At 69.9% G+C, this 20,763-nt stretch carries 21 protein-coding genes and 1 tRNA gene; 7 read left to right on the forward strand and 15 right to left on the reverse strand.

The features are described 5' to 3' along the window. Positions 1-74: 74 nt before the first annotated feature. Positions 75-1,016, forward strand: coding sequence for an NUDIX domain-containing protein (locus CQ044_RS04085; protein WP_105687058.1), 942 nt, complete (start codon positions 75-77; stop codon positions 1,014-1,016). 12 nt (positions 1,017-1,028) lie between these two features. On the opposite strand, the gene CQ044_RS04090 is transcribed toward CQ044_RS04085, so the two are convergent. The 12 genes from CQ044_RS04090 to CQ044_RS04145 all read right to left on the reverse strand — a co-directional run bounded on the left by CQ044_RS04090 (position 1,029) and on the right by CQ044_RS04145 (position 12,106). Then, positions 1,029-2,303 (reverse strand): HNH endonuclease signature motif containing protein, encoded by a 1,275-nt coding sequence (locus tag CQ044_RS04090; RefSeq protein ID WP_105687060.1) that lies wholly within the window; start codon positions 2,301-2,303, stop codon positions 1,029-1,031. Between the two features lie 79 nt (positions 2,304-2,382). Next, on the reverse strand, positions 2,383-2,784 hold the full coding sequence (locus CQ044_RS04095) for an RNA-binding S4 domain-containing protein (RefSeq protein ID WP_105687062.1): 402 nt from the start codon (positions 2,782-2,784) through the stop codon (positions 2,383-2,385). Then, positions 2,781-3,506 carry a lysoplasmalogenase family protein gene (locus tag CQ044_RS04100; protein WP_105687063.1) on the reverse strand — a complete coding sequence of 242 codons (726 nt, stop codon included), beginning with the start codon at positions 3,504-3,506 and terminating at the stop codon, positions 2,781-2,783. Before CQ044_RS04100 ends, CQ044_RS04095 begins: the two co-directional genes overlap by 4 nt. A 56-nt stretch (positions 3,507-3,562) precedes the next feature. Further along, positions 3,563-4,147 carry a GNAT family N-acetyltransferase gene (locus CQ044_RS04105; protein WP_105687065.1) on the reverse strand — a complete coding sequence of 195 codons (585 nt, stop codon included), beginning with the start codon at positions 4,145-4,147 and terminating at the stop codon, positions 3,563-3,565. 48 nt (positions 4,148-4,195) lie between these two features. Next, entirely contained in the window at positions 4,196-5,443 is a 1,248-nt protein-coding gene (locus CQ044_RS04110; RefSeq protein WP_105687067.1) for an ABC transporter permease, read from the reverse strand. Further along, positions 5,440-6,129 carry an ABC transporter ATP-binding protein gene (locus CQ044_RS04115; protein WP_105687068.1) on the reverse strand — a complete coding sequence of 230 codons (690 nt, stop codon included), beginning with the start codon at positions 6,127-6,129 and terminating at the stop codon, positions 5,440-5,442. The genes CQ044_RS04110 and CQ044_RS04115 overlap by 4 nt, the downstream gene beginning before the upstream one ends. Then, positions 6,126-7,280, reverse strand: coding sequence for an efflux RND transporter periplasmic adaptor subunit (locus tag CQ044_RS04120; protein WP_105687070.1), 1,155 nt, complete (start codon positions 7,278-7,280; stop codon positions 6,126-6,128). Before CQ044_RS04120 ends, CQ044_RS04115 begins: the two co-directional genes overlap by 4 nt. After that, positions 7,273-7,794, reverse strand: coding sequence for a hypothetical protein (locus tag CQ044_RS04125; RefSeq protein ID WP_105687071.1), 522 nt, complete (start codon positions 7,792-7,794; stop codon positions 7,273-7,275). Before CQ044_RS04125 ends, CQ044_RS04120 begins: the two co-directional genes overlap by 8 nt. A 77-nt stretch (positions 7,795-7,871) precedes the next feature. Next, positions 7,872-9,047 carry a HAMP domain-containing sensor histidine kinase gene (locus CQ044_RS04130; RefSeq protein ID WP_181158175.1) on the reverse strand — a complete coding sequence of 392 codons (1,176 nt, stop codon included), beginning with the start codon at positions 9,045-9,047 and terminating at the stop codon, positions 7,872-7,874. A gap of 40 nt (positions 9,048-9,087) precedes the next feature. Further along, positions 9,088-9,756: a response regulator transcription factor gene (locus CQ044_RS04135; RefSeq protein ID WP_105687075.1), complete on the reverse strand. Its 669-nt coding sequence runs from the start codon at positions 9,754-9,756 to the stop codon at positions 9,088-9,090. Positions 9,757-9,865: 109 nt separating this feature from the next. Next, positions 9,866-11,434 (reverse strand): family 20 glycosylhydrolase, encoded by a 1,569-nt coding sequence (locus tag CQ044_RS04140; protein ID WP_105687076.1) that lies wholly within the window; start codon positions 11,432-11,434, stop codon positions 9,866-9,868. 72 nt (positions 11,435-11,506) lie between these two features. Beyond that, entirely contained in the window at positions 11,507-12,106 is a 600-nt protein-coding gene (locus CQ044_RS04145) for a TetR/AcrR family transcriptional regulator (RefSeq protein WP_181158176.1), read from the reverse strand. Between the two features lie 130 nt (positions 12,107-12,236). Between CQ044_RS04145 and CQ044_RS04150 the strand changes: the two genes are divergently transcribed. Beyond that, entirely contained in the window at positions 12,237-13,820 is a 1,584-nt protein-coding gene (locus CQ044_RS04150) for an MFS transporter (protein WP_105687080.1), read from the forward strand. 377 nt (positions 13,821-14,197) lie between these two features. Further along, on the forward strand, positions 14,198-15,805 hold the full coding sequence (locus CQ044_RS04155; protein WP_105687081.1) for an ABC-F family ATP-binding cassette domain-containing protein: 1,608 nt from the start codon (positions 14,198-14,200) through the stop codon (positions 15,803-15,805). A 68-nt stretch (positions 15,806-15,873) separates the two neighbouring features. Here the strand turns inward: CQ044_RS04155 and CQ044_RS04160 are convergent. The 3 genes from CQ044_RS04160 to CQ044_RS04170 all read right to left on the reverse strand — a co-directional run bounded on the left by CQ044_RS04160 (position 15,874) and on the right by CQ044_RS04170 (position 17,108). Continuing rightward, a tRNA-Pro gene (locus CQ044_RS04160) sits at positions 15,874-15,950 on the reverse strand. A 94-nt stretch (positions 15,951-16,044) separates the two neighbouring features. Then, positions 16,045-16,827 carry an alpha/beta hydrolase gene (locus CQ044_RS04165; protein ID WP_105687083.1) on the reverse strand — a complete coding sequence of 261 codons (783 nt, stop codon included), beginning with the start codon at positions 16,825-16,827 and terminating at the stop codon, positions 16,045-16,047. Beyond that, the gene (locus CQ044_RS04170) at positions 16,824-17,108 is read right to left on the reverse strand and encodes a DUF1905 domain-containing protein (RefSeq protein ID WP_105687084.1); all 285 of its coding nucleotides are present in this window, start codon (positions 17,106-17,108) and stop codon (positions 16,824-16,826) included. Before CQ044_RS04170 ends, CQ044_RS04165 begins: the two co-directional genes overlap by 4 nt. Positions 17,109-17,189: 81 nt before the next feature. Between CQ044_RS04170 and CQ044_RS04175 the strand changes: the two genes are divergently transcribed. From CQ044_RS04175 to CQ044_RS04190, 4 genes are all read left to right on the forward strand, one after another. Next, entirely contained in the window at positions 17,190-17,804 is a 615-nt protein-coding gene (locus tag CQ044_RS04175) for a TetR/AcrR family transcriptional regulator (RefSeq protein ID WP_105687086.1), read from the forward strand. 118 nt (positions 17,805-17,922) lie between these two features. Then, positions 17,923-18,579, forward strand: coding sequence for a hypothetical protein (locus CQ044_RS04180; RefSeq protein ID WP_258133158.1), 657 nt, complete (start codon positions 17,923-17,925; stop codon positions 18,577-18,579). After that, positions 18,576-19,403, forward strand: coding sequence for an SDR family NAD(P)-dependent oxidoreductase (locus CQ044_RS04185; RefSeq protein ID WP_105687089.1), 828 nt, complete (start codon positions 18,576-18,578; stop codon positions 19,401-19,403). Before CQ044_RS04180 ends, CQ044_RS04185 begins: the two co-directional genes overlap by 4 nt. Before the next feature lie 89 nt (positions 19,404-19,492). Further along, positions 19,493-20,752, forward strand: coding sequence for an MFS transporter (locus CQ044_RS04190; protein ID WP_219844918.1), 1,260 nt, complete (start codon positions 19,493-19,495; stop codon positions 20,750-20,752). Positions 20,753-20,763 lie beyond the last annotated feature (11 nt).

A 20,763-nucleotide genomic window follows, 5' to 3' on the forward strand; every position in this document is an offset into this window, starting at 1 on the left:
CCGACCTCAGGGTCGGCGCCGCAACGATCCGCCGCACGGAGCCATCCGTCGACGGCGTGTGAAAGGGTGGAGGGGTGACGATCGTTCCCCCGGAACCCGGTGAACCTCGGCGCCCCCAGGGGCCGCTGAACAGCGGCGATGCCTGGGTGGTGGCGCCGACGGGGGAGCGGTACTGGGGCCGCTACGGCGCAGCGGGGCTGCTCGCCCACGATCGCGAGCGCGGCGTGCTGCTGCAGCACCGGGTCGCCTGGAGTCACCATGGCGGCACCTGGGCACTGCCCGGCGGGGCGCTGCACGAGGGCGAGTCCGCCCGTGAGGGCGCGATCCGCGAGGCGCAGGAGGAGGCCGGCGTGCCGGACGGTGCCGTCAGAGCGCAGTTCGAGAGCGTGCTGGACCTCGGGATCTGGAGCTATACGACCGTAGTCGCCGACGTGGTCACGCCGTTCGAGCCCGTGATCAGCGATCCGGAGAGCCTGGCGCTGCAATGGGTCCCGGTCGACGAGGTGGACCACCGCGCGCTGCACCCCGGCTTCGCCGAGGCGTGGCCCGAGCTGCGGGCGCTGCTGGACGTGCGGCCGGTGGTCGTTGTGGACGCCGCGAACGTGGTCGGATCCGTGCCGGACGGCTGGTGGAAGGACCGCGCGGGAGCGACCGCGCGCCTTCGCGACCGATTGGACGCGTGGGCTCGGCGCGGAGTTTCGGCGGAGCGGGTCGCGCTGGATTCGACGCGCTGGCACCCGCGGGTGGTGCTCGTCGCCGAAGGCGCGGCGCGAGAGGTCGCCGACCCCGCCGACAGCGCCGACGTGGCGTGCGCGGTCGAGATCGTGCGTGCCCCCGCGGAGGGCGACGACGCGATCGTCGACGTCGCGGGCGAGCGCGTGGCGGCGGGCGACCGGGTGTTCGTCGTCACGAGCGACCGCGGCCTGACCGCGCGGATCGAGGCGCTGACGGGTGACGGCGGTCCGGCCGAGGTGCAGCCCGTGCGCTGGCTGCTCGATCAGCTGCCCGAGGAGTAGTACCGGCAGGGCTCAGACGAACATGACGCGTCGTGGCGCACGGTCGTCGTAGGCGCGACCGATCGGACTCGTCCAGCGCAGCGTTCCATCGGAGAGCTGATGTGCGGTCCAGCGATGACCCGCATCGATATCGGGATGCTTGAGCGCGTGATGCCCTGGACAGAAGTCGCTGAGGTTGGTGATCTCGGTGAGCCCGCCCAGGGCGTAGTCCTCGTTGTGATCGATGTCGCAGCGGCGGGCGGGCGTGTGGCATCCCGGGAAGCGGCAGCGCTGGTCCCTCGCCCTCAGGAACCGCTTCATCGCGGTGGTCGGCGTGTAGCGGTCGACCTTCGTGACCATTCCGGCGTCATCCAGGAACAGCCGGTTCCATCCGCTGGCGCGACGGGCGAGATCGCGGGCGATGTCGGGATGCAGCGGACCGTGTCCGTCGAGCTCGGCGAGCCGATCGTCCTCCCCGGCGAGGGTGCTGCCGGCGATGGTCACCTGTACCGTCGCGGTGATCCGATCCAGGCCGGTGCCGAGCACTTCGGAGGGCGTCGCGGCGAGCAGCAGGTCGATGAAGGTGTCGGCCTCGATCTCGCGACGAGTCCGGCCGTCCGCTGCGACGAACTCGGGCCGGGCGTCGGGCGCGACCGTGGCGGCGACGGCCGTGGCGAGACTGCGGAGGCGATCCATGATCGCCACGGCGTAGACCTCTGGCAGCACGGCCGTCAGCAGTGCCAGCCCGTCGTCGAGGGGGCGGATCGTGATCTGACGCTCGGACGCCGCCCTGGCGTGGCGCTCCCGGATGCTATCCCCGGCGAGCGCGGCCGCGATCTGCCGAGCGTGCGGCCGCGTGCGCGCCGGTGTCTCATGCTCGGCGATGGTGAGGGCGGCGGTTTCATACACCGTGAGCGTCTCGGCGTCGAGGTGGCCGTTGAGCACCGCCTCGCGAACGGGAGCGGCCGCGGCGACCAGCACGCGGACGTGCTGGGCCGTGATGTCACCCTGCCGCAGGGCACGACGCAGCGCGGGGAAGAACTCGCTCAGAGCGGCCGCATCGTTGAAGCCGAGCTCGGCGGCGGTCTTGGAGATGTGCCCGGCGGCCGAGTACTCCGCGATCATCGACCGGCGGATCATGTCGCGGTGCTGGGGATCGGCGCGGACGTCCGCGTCGAAGAGCTCCTCCCGAGCGGCCAGCAGTTCGGACGCCTCGCCCTCGAGCCGTGCGATCTCGGCCCGCTTCGCCACCCACGCATCCAGCAGCGCGCCGCGAGCTGCGACGGGAGGGAGCGGGGCATCGGTCATGCTCCCAGTATAGAACAGAGCTTCGATCACAGGAGGGGGTGTGGAAAACTTTTCCCCCTGATCACAGGCGAATTCTCGATCACCGGTCGCTGTGGTCCCCGCCCTGATCGCGCCCGCGCAGCCGGTCGATGTCGCGGCGTTCGCGCTTGGTCGGACGACCTGCTCCGCGGTCCCGCAGACCGGCGGCGGCCATCGGATCCCGCGGTGGCGTGCGATCCTCGGCGGCGACGGCCGCGAGGGGAGCACCGACGCGCTTGACCAGGGTCTGGCGGACGATCAGGATCCGATCGAATCCGCTGATCCTGATCCGCAGCTCGTCGCCGATCTTCACGGTCTGCGCGGCCTTGACCCGATCGCCGTTGAGCCGCACGTGGCCGGCGCGGCACGCGGTCGTCGCGGCGGAGCGGGTCTTGAACACCCGCACGGCCCAGAGCCAGCTGTCGATGCGGACGGGACCACTGGCCCAGGGATCCGTGTTCATGCGAGCGACTCCGTGCCTCGGTCGACGGCATCGGCGCGAGCGTCGGCCGGTGCCGGGCCGTTCTCGCCGCGGCGCAGGGCCAGGAGCGCGCCGGCGACGATCAGCCCTTGCCCGATCGTGTACGTGGCCATGACGGCGGGGCTCGTCCAGTCGGGCATCGCGTCGGGAAGGAACAGGCGGAAAGCCAGGATCGAGTCGCTCGAGAGGAAGAAGACGCCACCCCAGGCGATCGTCGCGCGGCAGCGCACCGAGGTCGCGGCCGTCCCGGCGAGCACAATGCCGTACGCGGCGACCGCCGCGAACAGGGAACCGGTGTGCGGCCCGAGCACGGCGATCATGAACAGCCACCACAGCACGTAGACGACGGTCCACAGTGGCAGCCGGCGCACGCGCAGATGGCGGAGGAACAGCAGGATGTAGGCGACGTGCGCGAGGGCGAAGAAGCCCAGCATGAGCGGCAGCTCCGGCGCGAACGGGAAGAACAGCCCCGCCTCGTCGCCGAGCCAGGAGAAGAGCAGCGCGACCGCCAGGAGCACAGCAGCGCCCCGTGGCGCCAGACTCTTCCAGGCGAGCACCACGGGGATCGCGAGCAGGGGCATCAGCAGCGCCTTCGTCGGAACCGCGAGCGGGCTCCGGACAGCGAGCGCGATCACATGGACCAGGGCGACGACGATGTACGGCGCGAACGGCCACAGGGCGCGAAGTCGGGTGCGGCTCTGCATCCCTCCATCGTAGGAGCGAGAGGACGCGCGGCTCGCCGTGGCATCGGCGGTCACCGCTATCCCGCGAGGTCGAGGCTGACCAGGGGGCGTCCTGACCGCAGCTCGCCGACGACCGAGAACCCCGCGGCGAGGAAGGTCGACAGTGCTCCATGGAACAGCTCGTTCGGCGACACCTTCACCGCAGCCGTGTCGACGGGGTAGCCCTCGACGACGCGGGCGCCGGCTTCGCGGGCGTAGTCGACGGCGGCCGCGAGGAGGGCGGCGTTCAACCCCTGCCCGCGATGATCGCGTCGCACGGAGAAGCACGTCACCGCCCACACGGCGTCGTCCTCGAGCGGTAGCTGCGTGGCGGCCACGATCGCTCGGGTGTACGCGAGCCTGGCTTGTCCCGGGCGCGGGCCGATCCGGATCCAGCCCGCGGCCTCCCCGTCCCGGTACGCGACGATGCCCGGCGGGGGACCGGTCGCGATCTCGTCCCGGAGGATCCCGACCCGCTGATCCTTCGTCGTGGCGTTCCAGTCCTTGTTGCGCAGCACCGGCCATACGCACTGGCACGAGGCGCCGTCGCCGCCTCCGGTGAGCGTGCGCTGCACGTCCTCCCACTCCGTGAGCGTCGCTGCCTTCGTCGTGATCGCTGACATGGTCCGACCCTACGCGGCGGTTCGGACAGCGGCGCGGAACGGGGGACTTCACCCGCCCAGCGCGGTGGTCGGGTCGGTGCGGGCGGCTCGGACTGCGGGATAGAGGCCTGCGACGGCGCCGATGAGGAGCGTGGCCCCGATCGCGATGGCGAGGGTGACGGGTGGGATGGCGACTGGCCATCCTCTGAGCAGGGCGAAGCCTGCGGTCACCGCCACACCGAGGGCGGCGCCGAGGACTCCGCCCAGTGCCGAGAGCAGCAGCGCCTCGGAGAGGAACTGCGTGCGGATGTGGCCCCGAGTCGCGCCGAGCGCGCGTCGCAGGCCGATCTCGCGGCGGCGTTCCAGCACGGAGATGATCATCGTGTTCGCCACTCCGATGCCGCCGACGAGCAGCGCGACGGAGCCGAGCCCGACGAGAAGACCGGTGAACGCCTGGTCCGCGGCGTTCTTCGCGGCGAGGGCATCGGAGGGACGGGACACGGTGACCTGGTCGGGTGCCTGCGGGCTGACGGTACGACCGAGACGGGTGCGCACCGACTCCACGGCCGCGTCCGATGATCGTTCGTAGACCATGGTCGGGCTTCCGTCGTAGCCGAACTGCGCGTGGGCGATCGGCATGCCGATCAGGGCGGACGTGTCCAGTTCGGGCGCGAGAGGGACGGCCTCGAGAATGCCGACCACGGTGAAGTACCGGCCGCCGAGCCACACCTGCGCTCCGGGGGAGGCCACTCCCAGTCTTTCGGCCGCCTTCGCGCCCAGCACCACGGCCGGGAAGTTCGCGGTGGCGGCGTTCAGCCATGATCCGGCCGCGAGTCTCGCTCCTGTGGTGCCTGGCAGCCGCAGGTCGGCCGCCCGCACTGTGATTCCGCCGGTCTCGGACGGATCCGTCAGATGGCTGCGATAGACGCTCACGGACAGGTCGCCGTAGCCGCTGGCGCTCTCGACGCCGTCGAGCATCCCGACCTTCGCGATCGTGTCCGGAGGGAGCTTCGTATCCTGACCGAAGACGCTCTTCCCCGCCTGGGCGGTCAGCAGGTTGGTGCCGAGGCTCGCCAACTGGGCGTTGAGCTTCGCCTGGCTCGATGCGGAGATGCCGACGACGGCGATCATCGCGGCGATCCCGATGGCGATGCCCAGCGCCGACAGGATCGCGCGAGCAGGCCGGGTGCGAAGGCCCACGGTGCCCAGGCGCACGGCGTCCCTCGCGAGCAGTCGCGAGCGGGAACGCGGTGGGGGCGCTGAGGGGTTCGCGGCCGTGGTCGTGGCGGCGTCCGCCGGTGCCGTTGTGATGCTCATGCGATCGACCTGCTCGCCGAATCGGAGAGCACGCGGCCATCGCGGATCGCGATCCGTCGAGGCAGTCGCTCCGCCAGCTCCGCGTCGTGGGTGATGACCACGACGGTGGTTCCCCGGGCATTGATCTCGTGCAGCAGCTCGATGATCCTCGCCCCGGCCATCGAGTCGAGGTTGCCGGTCGGTTCGTCGGCCAGCAGCAGTGGCGGTTCGCCGATCATCGCCCTGGCGATGGCGACGCGCTGCCGCTCTCCGCCGGAGAGCTGGTGCGAACGATGGCCATGCCGATGGCCGAGCCCCACGCGGTCGAGCACAGCGCGCGCACGCTCCCGTCGCTCAGGCCGCGGGATTCCCGCATAGAGCAGCCCGTCCGCGACATTGTCCAGAGCGGTCACGCCCTCCGCCAGGTGGAATTGCTGGAAGATGAAACCGATTCGATGGGCGCGCAGCGCCGAGAGGGCACGATCCGAGAGGCTCCTCACATCCACGCCTTCGATGAGTGCCGTGCCGGCGGTGGGCCTGTCGAGCGTGCCGATCAGGTTGAGCAGGGTCGACTTGCCGGAGCCGCTCGGGCCGACGATCGCGACGAATTCGCCCTCGCGGATGGTCAGGTTCACTCCGGCGCAGGCGAGGGCGGGGGGTTCGCCGTAGCCGCGCTCGACGTCACGGAGCACGATGATGTCGCTCATGATCCTGGCACCACGACTTTCTGTCCTTCGTCGATCCCCGGTCCGGTGATCTCGACGCGCCCTCCGGCGAACAGGCCGGTCGTCACAGGGACGCGTGTGGTCTTGCCGGACCGGGGATCGACGATCTCCACTCCGAAACGGTTCCCGTCGAGCGCCTGGAGCGCTCCGACGGGGACGGAGAGCACGTTCTCGCGGGCCTCCGACGGGAAGTTCACGGTCACGCTCGCCTGCTGCAGGGGGCCGACCGAAGACGGGTCGGAGAGGGCGACCACCACCGGGATCACCACCGTCTTGCCTGCGCCGCTCTCCTTCTCGGTCGGTACACCCACCGAGGCGACCGTGCCGTCTGTGGACTTGCCCGAGGGTAGATCGATGGTGACCTTGCCGCCGACCGTCGCGAGCTGCTGGTCGGCCAGTTTGAGATCGACATCCACCTTCTTGTCGAGCGCTGTGACCCCGAGCACAGGTGAGCCAGGGCCGAGCTGCGCGCCGACCGTCGCTTTCGCGGCGGCGACCCGGACATCGCCGGCGGAGAACGCGACGCGGCCGAGGTCGATGACGCCGGTCTTCTCCTGACCGGTGGCCTTCTGCCAGGCCCGGATGGCCTCGGCGGTGCGCGCGGTGAACTCCTCATCCGGTTCGCGGGAGAAATAGCCGAGTGCGGCAAGGCTGCGCTCGAGCTGTGCGACATCCGGACCGTTCGACATCCCCTCCTCGAAGGCCCGCCACGCCGGGAGATCGCCGTGGAACAGGAACACGGGGACATTGTCGACGGCGAAGAGCGCCTGGCCGAGGGCGATCTGCGTGCCGGGGGCCGGCAGCGAGGTGATGACTCCGCCGACCCCGCTCACGATGTCTCGGGCGCCCGCGTAGGCGAGCGTGCCGGTCGACTTCGTCGTTCCGGTGAGCGTGCCCCGCTCGATCGGCGCTGATTCGACGTGCAGGGTCTTCTTGACGGGCGGCGGAGAGGAAGGCGTCGCGCCGAAGGCATAGGCCCCGGCGCCGGCGCCGAGGAGAACAACCACTCCGGCGGCAGCACCGGCGATCGCCCGCCGACGTCGCCGCTTTCTGCGTGCGAGGTCGACCTGGGTTCCCGGTGCGGGCGCCGAATCGTGCTCTGCGGCTTCGGCCGCTGAGGTCGTCTCAGCCATTGGGTCGCGCGCTTCCACTGTCGGCGTCGCCCGCGCCAGGCAGACACTTCTTGAGCACCTCCGGGGGGACGTCCATCGGCATGGCCGCCGTGCTTCCGTTCTTCGGGTCCGGCATGTCGATGCCGTTCTCGCGGAAGCACTTCGCGCTCTTCAGCGCCTCCTCCTGCAGCTGCTCGTCCGTCTTGCCTTCGTCGCCGGGGGCGGCGGGAGGATTGCCGAGCTTCTCCCGGCATTTGGTGCTCGCCTTGTCGAAGGCGGCGGCGTTCGATTGATCGATCGTGACGCCGAGACCGCCCTTGCTGGGATCTGGGAAATCGAGACCCTCGCCGCGCATGCACCGGGCGAACGCGAGTTGCCAGTCGTCGAAGCTCTGGGCTTCGGCTGAGGGCCTCTCGGCTCCGTCGCTGCTCGGCTGGCCGCCGCCTCCGGCGCTGCAGCCCGACAGGATGGCGATCGTCAGGGGCACAGCAGCCAGGGCGGCCAGCGCGACACGCGACCTCTTCGTGAGGAACATGGTCTCTCCTTTCGGAGCAACTCCCGTTGGCGTTGCTCTTCTGGAACCAGTTCAGCGAACTGCCCGTTGTGACCGCGTTAAGGCGCTTCTTTAGGTTTTGCTGACGTCGCGGGCGGGATAAGGGTGAAGGTCACGGTGAGCCCGCCCCGCGGGTTCGCGACGATGGCGAGTCCGGCGCTGTGGACCTCGGCGACGCTGGCGACGATCGCCAGTCCGAGCCCGTGGTGCCGATGTCCGCCCGTGCGGCCCGTGCCGCGCACGAACGGTTCGGTGAGCGAAGCGACGGTGCTCGTCGTCACGACGGGACCCGTATTGGCGACCTGCACCTGCGCGCCGTTCGAGCGATGGCCCGTTGTCAGCCGGAGCGTGCCGTCCTCGATGTTGTGACGGAGGGCGTTCTGGACCAGGTTCGCCACCGCCCGATGCAGGAGCACCGGATCTCCCAGGGCTTCCGCCGGTTCGAGATCCGTCTCCACCCGCACGCCGGAGGAGGCGATCTCCTCACGGAGGTCCTGCAGCACGTCCGCCGCGATCCGCGCGAGGTCGATCTTCTCGTTCCGAGTTCCCCTTGCACCGATCTCGGCGAGGGTGAGCAGCGAATCGACGGTCTCGATGTTGCGCCTGTTCGTCTGATAGACCCGTTCGGCAACCCTCCGAAGCGACTCCGTGTCGAGGTCGGGATCGGCCAGCGCGACTTCCAGCATCGTCTGGTTGGTCGCGAGCGGGGTGCGCAGCTCATGGGAGGCGTTAGCCGCGAACCTGCGGTGGGACTGGAACGCTCCGTCGAGCTTCTCCAGCATGTCGTCGAAGGTGTCGGCGAGGTCGTGCACCTCGTCGCCTGGCCCCCGCATTCCGATGCGGTGATCGAGCGCTCCCGTCGCCGCGAGCTTCGCGGCGGAGTTGATCTCGGTGAGCGGACGCAGCACCCGTCCTGCGATCACCCAGCCGAGGACCGCGCCGATCACGGCGAGCACCACGAGGGCCAGGATCGAGATGGTGAGCAGGGTGTTCAGGATGTCGGAGGCGCTCGTGAGCTCAAGCGCGGCAGTGGAGTCGACGCCGGTGGGCAGTGGCGTCGCCGGGGCCGCGTTGAGTGGCGGAGAGGACGGGTCCGAGGCTTCCAGCGTGTCCGCGGGCAGGATCGCATACGTCGGCACGTAGCGCATGAAGACGTAGATCGTTCCGAGCATCACCGCGCCGCTCGCCGTCAGGAGAGTCGCGTACGTGAGGGTCAGCCGGGCACGGATCGTCATCCGCGGCCGCCACAGAGGCACGCTCCGCGACACGGACCGGTCAGCCACGAGAGCCATCGAACCGGTAGCCGCAGCCCGGCACGGTCTGGATCATCCACGGTTCGCCCAGCTTCTTGCGAAGCGTCGAGATGGTCACCCTGATCGTGTTGGTGAACGGGTCGGCATTCATGTCCCACGCCTTCTCGAGCAGCCGTTCGGCGCTGAGCACCCCGCCGTCCGCCCGCATGAGCAGCTCCAGCACGGCGAACTCCTTCCGGCTCAGCCTCACGCGCCTGCCGTTCCTCGTCACCTCGCGCCGGAACGAATCGAGTCGCACTCCGCCGTCGGCAAGGGTCGGGGGTGCGGCCGGCTGATTGCGGCGCTCGAGGGCTCGCAATCGTGCAACGAGCTCGGGGAAGTCGAACGGCTTCGCCACGTAGTCGTCAGCGCCCAGCTCGAACCCCGTGACCTTGTCGTCGAGGGTCCGCGCTGCGGTCAGCATCAGCACGCGCACCTGAGGATGCTCGGCCACGATGCGCCCGCACACCTGGTCGCCATGCACACCCGGGATGTCCCGGTCGAGGACGATGACGTCGTAGTCGTTGATCGTGACGTACTCCAGAGCGGCGTCGCCGTCGTGCACGACATCGGCCGCGATGCCCTCCCGGCGCAGCCCGGTTTGGATCGCGTCGGCGAGAAACGGCTCGTCTTCGACGATCAATACACGCACCGCTCCTCCAAAGTTCGCGCCGGTCGGCTCCTGCAAAGCCAAGCACGGCGACCATAACGTTGGCGTAAAGCACTTCGGCGCGGAGATCCGCCCGGAGGCTCAGCGAAGCCTAGCTCCAGTCCACGAGTGCGGAGCGGTAGAAGCCGATGCCGCGGGCGCTCCAGATGCGCGGGTGCAGGGACAGGCGATCGCGATACTCGTCCCAGACGCCCTCCTCGGCCGGCGACCAGGCGCGTTCCGCGAAGCCGGGGAGCCGGGTGGTCAGCAGCAGCTGCATCTCCTCCGTGTCGGTGATCGTGTCCGCCCACATGGTCGCCTCGACGCCGGCGATGCGTTCCGGTCGCAGTCCTGCGAAAGCCGTCGCCGGATCCCATTCATAGAACTCGCGCAGGGTGCGGGGCGAGTACACGTCGAGACCGAGATGGGGGCGGCGCACGGTCTGCGCATCGTCGAGCGAGGGCTCGGCATGCGGGGTGTCGAAATAGGCGACCCGCGTGGGGGATACGAGGATACCGGCGCCCTGCTCCTGCGCCCGCGCCAGATCGCCTGCGGCCGTGCGGTAGAAGGGCAGGATCCGAGCCGGCATCCCCGCAGGGAGGGGCTGCCCTGCGGCGGCGAGCGCCTCGAGCTTGTCGAGATCGCCTCCTGGGCCGGCGAAGTCGATCCATACCTGCGCGACGTCGTCGGGGCCGAATCCGGCACGCGATCCCTCCTGGAACGCGATCGGGCGCGCACCGAGGTCCCGCACGAGCTGCAGTGCGCGGCGGACGAAGACTCCGTACAGGTCGTCGGGCATGCGGAACGCCTCATCGCCGCCGATGTGGATCACCGGGCTTCCGGTGATGTCCAGAAGCTGCCGATAGATCTCGCGCAGAAGGTCCCAGAGGCCGTCGACGTCCGGATCGGCGTACGCGACGTCGCGCTCGCCGGTGTGCACCAGCACACCCAGGTCGGGGCGCGCGCGGATGAAGGCGGCGCAGTGCCCAGGAAGGTCGATGTCGGGGATGACTTGGATGTGCCGCAGCGCGGCGTGCGCGACGATCGCGGCGAGATCGTCGCGGGTGTATCGCTCGGGAGTCGCTGCCGTGAGCTCGGGGTGGCCGTCGATCTCGATCCGCCACGCCTCGTTGTCGACCAGGTGGAGTTGCATCGCGTTGAACTTGTAGAGCGCGAGGAGGTCGATCACCTCGCAGACCTCCGCAACGGAGTAGTAGTGCCGCGCGACATCGAGCAGGAGCGACCGCCAGGCGAAGCGAGGCCGGTCCTCGATCTCCACCGCCTCGAGCAGGATCGATCCGTCGGCTCCCGGGGACGCGAGCGCCAGGAGCTGTCGCACCGTGGTGAGACCGCGGAACGCGCCGACGTCGGTGGCGGCGAGGATCCTGATCCCTTCCGGGCGCACCGTGAGCCGGTACCCCTCGTCGGCGCCCTCGGCGCCGAGTCGCAGACCCGCCGCCGGTTCCTCGCGGGCGCGAGCAGGATCCACGATCGCCTCGATCGCGCCGCCGTCGTCGAGGTGCAGGGCGGGGCCGCCGTCGCGGACGAGGTCGTGGAGGAGCGCGGATGCCGCGGCGCGGAGCGAGGACGGCACGGTGAGTGCGGCGCCGGGGCGCACCTCGTGTCCGCGTGGTCCGCCGGTGCGGAGTGAGGTCGGCTGCGGGATCAGGGCGACGGGCACAGGGGCTCCTCCTGCTCGGGACTCATATCTTACGCTTGTAAGATAGCAGGAGATCGGCGGGGGCGAACGTGACTAGGGCGTTTCGGACGCCTTGTCGGGCAGTGGCGTGAAGCCGGCGAAGACGGTGTCGCGGATGCGCACCCAGTCGCCCCAGAGATCGGCGTTCTCGGGCAGGAGCACCCAGCGCTTGCGCAGTCCGTCCACGACCACCTTGAGCACGGCGATGACGGTCTCCGGGTCCTCGTACTCCTCGCGGGCGAGGGTGAGTCCGAGCCCCCTGGTGTGCGAGTCGATCGCGGCGAAGTAGGCGTGCGCCGGATGTGCGGGCGACATCGCCTCCGCCTCCAGGGTGTCGAAATGCCGGGTCTCCTCGGGGCGCTCGACGTAGTACTGCACCGAGGCATCGGCGAGACGCCGGAGGGTGAGGTGGTGGTCGTCGGCGCGGGCGAGCGCCTGGATCCCGCGGAGGTCCTCTGCGTCGCGCCGTGCGAGGACTTCGTCCATCAGGTCGCGAAGGGTGGGGAAGTGGTGCGTGAGCCCTGGTGCGGACATGTCGCACCAGCGCGCCACCTCGCGCAGGCTGAGGCCGGCGGCGCCTTCCTCCGCGATCCGTCGCCGCGTGATCTCGATGATCTCGGCGCGCCGCGCCTCGACCGTCAGTCGTCGCTTCATCCGTCCCTCTTCCCCTGCGTCCTTCATCCTTGCATCCGTTCCGGACGGTCGCCCGCGGACGCCGACGGGTGGTGGCGTGGCGGCCACGACATCCGCTACCTTTCATGTGGAAGATAAGCCAAGGAGCCCCATGACCAGCCCCCTCCCCGCGACCGACGCCTCCGCTGTCGATCGTCCGCCCCGTGCCGGCCTCGTGCTCACCGCGCTGCTCGTCGCCGCGGTCGTCTGCAACATCAACATCGCGGCTGCGACGGTCGCGCTTCCCGCGATCGGCGCGAGCTTCGACGCCTCGCAGACCCAGCTCAACCTCGTCGGCCTCGGTGCGGGTCTCGGGCTGGCCATGTCGGTCCTCTACTTCGGAGCCGTGGCCGATCGCTACGGGCGCAAGCAGCTGCTCATGCTCGGGCTCGTGCTCACCATCGTCGCGAGCCTGATGTCGGCACTCGCCCCCTCGGTGGAGTTCCTGATCGTCGCCCGGGTGGCGACCGGGCTCGCGGCGGGCATGGCGTATCCGACCACGCTCTCCCTCATCACGGCCCTCTGGCGGGAGGGCACGGCGCGCACCGGCGCGATCGCGCTGTGGTCGGGCGTGAGCGGCATGGCGAGCGTGGCGGGATCGATCGTCGCCGGCGTGATCCTGACCGTCGCGACCTGGAACGGCGTCTTCCTGCTCAGCGTGCCTGTCGCGGTCATCGGCGTGGTGCTGGTGTGGCTCTTCGTGCCCTCGCACGTCGACGAGTCGAGCGAGCCGGTGGATCACCTCGGCGGGATACTCTCCACGGTCGGCATCGCGGCGTTCGTGCTGGGGATCGGAATCGTCTTCGCGCCGGACGCGACGGCGACCGGGATCGTGCTGCTGGTCGCGGGAGCGGTGGTCCTCGCCGGATTCGCCCTGCGGCAGCGCACGGCGCGCGCGCCCCTCTACGACCTCGGCGTCGCGCGCCGCCGCCTCTTCTGGGTGCCGGCCGTCGCCGGGACCATCGCGTTCGGCGCGCTCATCGGCGCGATGTTCGTCGGTGAGCAGTTCATGCAGAACATCCTCGGCTACACGCCGCTCCTCGCCGGAGTGGCCGTCATCCCCGCCGCGGTCGGACTGATCATCATGGCGCCGATCTCGGCGCGCGTCGTCACGAGGTCGGGGACCCGCCCGACGATGCTGACGGGCTACGCGCTCGTGTTCGTGGCCTTCGCCACGATGCTGCTCTGGCGCGAGGGGACCCCCTACGTCCTCATCGGCGTCGGATTCCTCGCCGTCGGTGCGGGCGCATCGTTCGTGATGACCGCGTCGTCGCGGTCGCTGACCGGGAGCACTCCTGTGCGCCGGGTCGGAATGGCGTCGGCGACCTCGGACCTGCAGAACGACCTCGGCGGATCCATCATGCAGGCACTGCTCGGGGCCATCCTCGCCGCCGGTTTCTCGGCCCGGTTCCTCGAGCTCATCGACGGCAGCAGCGAAGCGGGACACGTCAGCACCGAGGTCACCAAGGCGCTGCAGTCGTCCTTCGCCTCCGCGGCCCACGTCGCCGAACAGCATCCGGACCTCTCCGCGGACATCCTCGCGGCGGCGCGGGAGAGCCTGCTCGCCGGGGCATGGGGGGCGTATCTCATCGGCGCCGTCGCGATCGTGCTCGGCGGGCTGATCGTCTGGTTCGGCCTCCCGAAGAAGGAGCACGAGGAGGAGCTGCGGGCGCGCTACCGCGCGGAAGACGCCTGAGGCTCTGCGGTAGGCTGGTCGCGATGGAAACGATCGAGGTCGACAGAGCCTAGCCACCGAACTGCCGGTGGCTTTCGCGCGTGCGGTGATCAGCCGCATCAGTGATCGATCGTTTTTTCGCGCACAGAGTCCGTCTCCTTCCGGGACGTCGACGCTGCGTGGTCCTCACCGGCATGTTCGCATCGCACCGACCTCGGTCTCGAGTGCACGAATGCGAACGCGTGGTCCTGCCCGGGTTCGCATCCGGCGTGACTTCTCGCAGCAAGGCACTCTCATCCGCGGTCGGTTGACCTGCCGACTCCGCCGGCGCTCCCGACACGGAACTGCTTTCGTCGCGCCCTCCCGGTGCGCGACGGCAGAGAAGAGAGAACTACGCAATGTCTACGAAATCCGCCATCACCCTGCGTGATCTGACCCTGGAATGGCCGGACGGCACGGTCGCACTCGACCGCGTCAACGGCACGTTCGGCACCGGCCGGACCGGACTGATCGGCCGCAACGGCGCCGGCAAATCCACGCTGCTCCGCCTCATCACGGGTGAGCTGGATCCGACCTCGGGGCACGTCGATACCAGCGGCGAGGTCGGTCACCTGCCGCAGACGCTCACGCTGCGACAGGACGCGACGATCGCGGAGCTGCTCGGCATCCGGTCAATCCTCGATGCGATCACGGCGATCGAGTCCGGCGACGTCGACCAGCGCCACTTCGATGAGATCGGCGACGACTGGGACATCGAGTCCCGCGCGGCGGAGGCACTGGATCAGATCGGTTTCTCGGCCGCCCATCTCGATCGCCGGATCGCCGAGGTCTCCGGGGGAGAGGGGATGCTCATCGCGATCACCGGGCTGCGCATCCGCCGCACCCCGATCACCGTCCTCGATGAGCCCACCAACAATCTCGATCGCCCCACGCGCGCGAGACTGGCCGAGCTCGTCGACCAGTGGCCTGGCGCGCTCGTCGTGGTCAGTCACGACCTCGAGCTGCTCGAGCACATGGATGACACCGCCGAGCTGTACAGCGGGAGGCTGGAGACGTTCGGCGGTCCGTACAGCGCGTGGAAAGAGCAGCAACTGCAGGAGCAGGCCGCCGCCGTGCAGGCCGCACGTTCGGCGCAGCAGACGCTGAAGGTCGAGAAGAAGCAGCGCGTCGAGGCGGAGACCAAGTTGGCGCGCCGCGAGCGGACGGGGAAGAAGACGCAGAAGGACGGCGGCATTCCGAAGATCCTCGCCGGGAACCGCGCCAGCAAGGCGCAGGCGTCGGCGGGCTCGATGCGTTCGACGCTCGACGAAAAGGTGCAGGCCGCGCAGGCCGCGGTCGATGCGGCCGACGCCCGAGTCCGGGACGAGGAGCACATCCACCTCGTTCTGCCGGATCCCGATGTGCCTCGCGGCAGACGGCTCGCCGAACTGGAGGACCAGGGCCGGACGATCGTGATCCAGGGGCCGGAGCGCGTCGCGCTCATCGGCGCGAACGGGTCAGGGAAGTCGACCCTGATCGAACAGCTCCTGGGGCGCACCGAGCCGGTCGCCGGGCGGCCCCACGGCCGACTCGTGACCGAGCTCGTCGGCTTCCTTCCGCAGCGTCTGGACGGACTCGACGACGACGCCAGTGCGATCGACAACGTGCAGGCCGTTGCTCCCGGCACGCCGGCAGGAACCATCCGCAACCAGCTCGCTCGGCTGCTCCTGCGCGGCGACAGCGTCGATCGGCCTGTGCGCACGCTCTCGGGTGGCGAGCGGTTCCGTGTCTCGCTCGCCCGGCTGCTCCTCGCCGAGCCGCCCGCCCAGCTGCTGATCCTGGACGAGCCGACCAACAACCTCGACATCGCGAGCGTCGAGCAGCTGGCGGAGGCCCTCGACGCGTACCGCGGGGCGCTGTTGATCGTCAGCCACGACTTCGCATTCCTGGAACGGATCGGCATCGACACGATCGTCGAACTCGACGCCGGGGGACGGATGCGTCAGCGTCGGGAGTTGGACGGCTGAGCGGGGTCGGGTACGAGTAAACGCAAGAGGAGGGATGATCCTTGCGGATCATCCCTCCTCTTGCGTTCTGGTCGGGCTGACAGGATTTGAACCTGCGACCCCTTGACCCCCAGTCAAGTGCGCTACCAAGCTGCGCCACAGCCCGTCGACCGCACCGGAGCGCGGGCAACTCCACAATCCTAACCGACTCCCGGGGCCACCGCGAACGCGGACGCGCCCGGGCGCGGCGAGCGTCGGCGTCAGCGTCCGTCCCGCACGAACGCGGCCAGCCGAGTACTCATCGCCTCCGGATCCCAGCTGTGCCAGGCGCCGGCGACGCTCTCGCTCGCTCCAGTGGCTGCGGTATCGGCGATCGCGTCTGCGGCCTCGGCCATCCCGGGGAAGGTCTCGGTGCCTACCACGGCGAGGACCGGCACCGTGATGCCGCGCAGTCGGGCGGCGACACCGTCCTCCTCAACGCGGGCGAGCGCAGTGCCGTCCGGGATCCAAGAGTGGATCAGCTCGGGGTACGCGGGGGAGCGTCGCAGCTCGTCGAGCCACTCCGGCGGCATGCCGACCATGTACGTGGCCACTGGGTCTTCCAGGCGGCCGGCGAAGATGCTTGCCTCGACTCCCGCCCACCACACGGGCGCCCCTTCGGGGAACTGGCCCAGAGGTGCCTCCCACAGGACGAGACCGCCGAGGTTCGGCACCTCGCGCGCGGCGATCATGGCGATCGCGCATCCGGACGAGTGCCCGACGAGCACGACCGGTCCCGGCATCGTCGCGGCGAGCGCGGTGATCGCCGCGAGCTCGCGCTCGAGGGGGATCGGACCCGCAGCGGGGGAGTCGCCGCGCCCGACCCTGTCGTGCACGACGGCTTGCACGCCGCTCTCACCGAGCAGGCGCGCCGTCTCAGTGGTCACCGGATCGTCGGCGCGCGTGGGACCGGCGCCCTGGATGAACAGCACGCCAGGAGCATCGGCCGGTCCGTAGTGGTCGTAGGTGACGGTGTCGCCCATGGCCGTGGTCAGCGTGCTCATGACGCCCTCCCGTCGAGCCGGATGCGGACCGCGTCGCCGGCGGCCTTGCCGATGGTCTTTCGCAGCTCCGCCTTGACGGGGCCCACATGGGCGCCGTTGCCGGTCGGCATGAGCGTGATCGCCATCGGGTGTCCGTCGATGGCTCCCGTGACCTTGACCGGGTTCCCGGTGCCGAAGATCTCGCGGGATCCGGGGACGTCGAAGACCGTCCAGGATCCGGTCTCGGGGGCGATCCGCAGTGTCGCGTCGAACTCCACGGGGGTGTCGAGTTGGGTCAGCATCGCATTCCTCCAGTTATTGGACTCATCGGTCTTGTTTGGAGAATAGACTCTTCGGTATGATTTCGGCAAGGGGGTGAGCGGATGCGACCGAGTTCGAAGCTCAAACGCGAGGCCGCGCTGGACGCCGCGGAGAAGCAGTTCCTGGCGACCGGATACGAGTCGGTGACGATGGAGTCGATCGCCCACGAGTCGGGAATCGCGAAGCAGACGCTCTACAGCTACTTCGGCAGCAAGAGGGCATTGTTCCTCGAACTCGTCACGACGAGCACGACCGGCGCCAGAGGGGCAGCCTTCGCGGCGTCTCCCGGCATGGATGAGACAGCGGATCCGCGCGAATTGCTGCGCGAGCGCCTGGTCGTTCAGCTGGCTCAGGTGCTCGATCCCCGGGTGCTCGCCCTCCGTCGCCTGGTGATCGGCGAGCTCACGCGATCTCCCGAACTGGCCGAGGCGATGTATCGCAACGGCCCGGCGTACGCGATCGAGGTCCTCGCCGACCTTCTCGCGGGCATCGCGGCGACCGGCGCGCTGGAGATCGCGGACCCGGTAGCGGCCGCGACGCAGTTGAACTGGCTGGTCATGGGGGAGCCGATCAATCGGGCGATGCTGCTCGGCGACGACGCGATCCTCACCCGTGCCGAGATCGAGAATCACGTCGAGGGTGCCGTCGAGGTGTTCTTCCGCGCATACACGGTCTAGGGCCCATCGCAGAACTGAGGGGGTTGTCGCGGCTCGTGTTCTCCGTCAGGCTCGGGGCATGTGGATCTCCGGAGTCCTGCCTCCCGATGCTCCCGACCCGAGGATCAAAGGCGCGGAGATGGTGCGCGCACTTCCGTTCGCGATCTACGGCCTGGTGCCGCAGCCGTCGCTCGAGGACCTGAACAGTTTCGGGGTCATGGCCGCGCGCGGAAGTGACGGAACGACCCAGACGACGGTTGCCCTCAACTACACGCTGTGGCACAACCCGGACGATCACGATGATCCCGCGAACCTCGCCGAACTCGATGAAGTCACCCGCGAGTCCCTTGACCAGGATCCTCCCTGGCCTCGTCCCCGATGGCTCGTCGAGCAGGTCGAACGCATGCGATACCCCATGCTCTGGGAGGTGGTCCGCACGACGTGGACGCGCGTTCCTGACGAGCACCAGTCGCTCCCGAACCAACTCGTGCAGCACGTGAACCACATCCTGATGAACCGCTTCCGCGCGGAGCTCGGCATCCCCGACGGCCCGCCGAGCGGCTCGCCGGGAGGTGAGCCCTGGCATGCACGGCTGTCGGCGGTGAATCCGAAGGCGCACGTCGAGGTCGACGGCCACGAGGTCGATGCCGTCGAGATCGACACGGATCCCTTCGTGTACGGGATCGGCGCTCAGCTCTCGGCCGAGATCGTGGTGACGGTCGTGATCCCGCGCGCGGACCTGCCCCTGATCCGGCTCGCGCTCGCCACCCGCGACAGGCATAGTGTTCTCGCATGACCGACGTCGCACTGATCACCGGAACCTCCTCGGGCATGGGTCTGCATGCCGCTGTCGAACTCGCCCGCCGCGGGTTGCACGTCGTCGCGACGATGCGCGACGTGGGCCGTGCGGCACCACTGCGCGAGGCCGCGGCCGCAGCCGGCGTCGAGATCGACGTGCGCGCGCTCGACGTCGTCGACCATGCCGCCGCCGCACGGTTGGTCGCCGAGATCGAGGCCGAGCTGGGCGGGATCCACGTCCTCGTCAACAACGCGGGGCAGGGGAGCGTCGCCACCGCGGAGCAGCTCAGCATGCAGCAGATTCAGGATCAGCTGGACATCAACTACCTGGCGCCGGTCAACCTCACCAAGCTCGTGCTCCCCGGCATGCGCGAGCGCGGCAACGGCCGGATCCTCACCGTCACGAGCGTCGGCGGAACCGTCGGCCAGCCCTTCGCGGACGCGTACTGCGGAGCGAAGTTCGCGGTGGAGGGGTTCATGCAGTCGCTCGCGGTGGTCGCCGAGCGCTTCGGCATCCGCGTCGGCGTGATCGAGCCGGCGGCGGTCGCGAGCTCGTTCGTGGCGAACGTGGTGCGGCCGGAAGAGGGCGGACCCTACGCCTCGCTGCTCAGCGCCTACGTGAGCCGTACCTCCGGGGCCTTCGCGAATGCCCAGACGGCGGAGTCCGCCGGAGCGGCGATCGCCGCGGCGGTGATGGCGGACGAGTACCGCTTCCGCCGGCAGAGCTCCGAAGGCGCGACGGCCTTCGTGGGCGTCTCGCTCGCCGACCTCGACGGCGAGCGCGTGCTGGGCTTCACCCGGCCCTGGATCGCTGCCGGCTGACGGGAACGACCAGGCCGCTCGTTCGGCGTCCCGGGCGGCGCCGGCGAGCGCGCGATGTCCGTCGGGACAGGACTCGATAGGGTGGCGCGGTGACGAGCGCTCAGGATCAGGGTGACGCGGTGCGGATCGCGAACCCCGCAGGCCCGCCGTGGCGAGAGCCCGGCATGCCCGCACTGCTGGCGATGACGACGTTCGCCTTCGCGGGGTTCGCGGTCATGCTGCCGGTGGCACCCATGCACATGGTCGCGCTCGGTGGGGACGAGCTTCTCGCCGGGCTCGTCAACGCCGTGCTCATGGCGGCCACGATCCTCACCCAGCTCGTCGTGGAGCGGATGCGTTCATGGATGGGCTGGCGGGTCAGCCTGGCGCTCGCCTGTCTCCTTCTCGGTCTGCCGGCGCTCGGCGAGATCTTCGCGACGACGCCGGGACAGGTCCTCGTTCTGGCGGCCGTGCGCGGAATCGGGTTCGGCATCGTCACGGTGAGCGGGTCGTCCGCGGTCGGAGCGCTATTCCCGCCCGAGCGGCGCGGTCGCGCGATCGGCGCGTACGGGCTCGCGGTCGCCGGCGCCCAGCTCGTGCTCACCCCGATCTCGCCCTGGATCGCCGATCAGGCAGGGCTCCCGGTCGCGCTGGCCGTCGCGGCACTGCCGCTCTTGGGGATCCCGTTCGCGCTCGCCGCGGGCGCCTCGATCGCGAAGCATGCGCGCGCCGCGGCGGCCGCCGCCATCGCGAACGGCGCCGCAGCCGCGCCTGTTCCGCACGAGAGCCCGCGCGAGGCACGCCATGCGCTCGCCCGGCTCTGGCCGCCCATCCTGGCACTCACCGCGGTCACGTGCGCGGGCGGCGCCATCACCACCTTCACGCCGCAGTTCGTGCCCGATGCGGTGCTCACCGTCGTCGCCCTGTTCCTCTACACCGCCGCCGCAGCGTTCGCGCGCTGGGCAGTCGGGGGTCCCGCCGACCGGGTCGGCGCGGAGCGGTTCGTCCTGCCGGGGCTCGCGATCGCGGCGCTCGGCCTCGGCGCCATCGCCACCGGCATCTCGGGGCTCCTCGGATCCGGGAGCCCGATCCTGCTCATCGGCGGTGCGATCCTCGTCGGCACGGCGTTCGGCACCATGCAGAACGTGACCCTGGTGCGCGCGTTCGAGGTCGCGGGGGAGCACGCGAAGGGCGTCGCCAGCACCGCGTGGAACGTCGCCTTCGACGCAGGAACGGGAATCGGCGCGCTCGCGATCGGCGCCCTCGCGGCAGGGACGTCCTTCACGCTGTCGTTCGTGGCGCTCACCCTGCTGTGCCTTGTCGTCGCGGCGGTGCTGGCCGTCGTCCGCAGGGCGACGCGACCCGCCTGATCCGCTCCGTC

Origin of the sequence: Microbacterium sp. MYb64 (genome assembly GCF_002979495.1) — a bacterium.
Taxonomy (GTDB): Bacteria; Actinomycetota; Actinomycetes; order Actinomycetales; family Microbacteriaceae; genus Microbacterium; species Microbacterium azadirachtae_A.

Excerpts from the sequence above, each read along its gene's own strand:
- CQ044_RS04090 (WP_105687060.1), bottom strand. The coding sequence starts at position 2,303 with ATGACCGATGCCCCGCTCCCTCCCGTCGCAGCTCGCGGCGCGCTGCTG.
- CQ044_RS04095 (WP_105687062.1), bottom strand. The coding sequence starts at position 2,784 with ATGAACACGGATCCCTGGGCCAGTGGTCCCGTCCGCATCGACAGCTGG.
- CQ044_RS04100 (WP_105687063.1), bottom strand. The coding sequence starts at position 3,506 with ATGCAGAGCCGCACCCGACTTCGCGCCCTGTGGCCGTTCGCGCCGTAC.
- CQ044_RS04105 (WP_105687065.1), bottom strand. The coding sequence starts at position 4,147 with ATGTCAGCGATCACGACGAAGGCAGCGACGCTCACGGAGTGGGAGGAC.
- CQ044_RS04110 (WP_105687067.1), bottom strand. The coding sequence starts at position 5,443 with ATGAGCATCACAACGGCACCGGCGGACGCCGCCACGACCACGGCCGCG.
- CQ044_RS04115 (WP_105687068.1), bottom strand. The coding sequence starts at position 6,129 with ATGAGCGACATCATCGTGCTCCGTGACGTCGAGCGCGGCTACGGCGAA.
- CQ044_RS04120 (WP_105687070.1), bottom strand. The coding sequence starts at position 7,280 with ATGGCTGAGACGACCTCAGCGGCCGAAGCCGCAGAGCACGATTCGGCG.
- CQ044_RS04125 (WP_105687071.1), bottom strand. The coding sequence starts at position 7,794 with ATGTTCCTCACGAAGAGGTCGCGTGTCGCGCTGGCCGCCCTGGCTGCT.
- CQ044_RS04130 (WP_181158175.1), bottom strand. The coding sequence starts at position 9,047 with ATGACGATCCGTGCCCGGCTGACCCTCACGTACGCGACTCTCCTGACG.
- CQ044_RS04145 (WP_181158176.1), bottom strand. The coding sequence starts at position 12,106 with ATGAAGCGACGACTGACGGTCGAGGCGCGGCGCGCCGAGATCATCGAG.
- CQ044_RS04150 (WP_105687080.1), top strand. The coding sequence starts at position 12,237 with ATGACCAGCCCCCTCCCCGCGACCGACGCCTCCGCTGTCGATCGTCCG.
- CQ044_RS04155 (WP_105687081.1), top strand. The coding sequence starts at position 14,198 with ATGTCTACGAAATCCGCCATCACCCTGCGTGATCTGACCCTGGAATGG.
- CQ044_RS04165 (WP_105687083.1), bottom strand. The coding sequence starts at position 16,827 with ATGAGCACGCTGACCACGGCCATGGGCGACACCGTCACCTACGACCAC.
- CQ044_RS04170 (WP_105687084.1), bottom strand. The coding sequence starts at position 17,108 with ATGCTGACCCAACTCGACACCCCCGTGGAGTTCGACGCGACACTGCGG.
- CQ044_RS04175 (WP_105687086.1), top strand. The coding sequence starts at position 17,190 with ATGCGACCGAGTTCGAAGCTCAAACGCGAGGCCGCGCTGGACGCCGCG.
- CQ044_RS04180 (WP_258133158.1), top strand. The coding sequence starts at position 17,923 with ATGGTGCGCGCACTTCCGTTCGCGATCTACGGCCTGGTGCCGCAGCCG.
- CQ044_RS04185 (WP_105687089.1), top strand. The coding sequence starts at position 18,576 with ATGACCGACGTCGCACTGATCACCGGAACCTCCTCGGGCATGGGTCTG.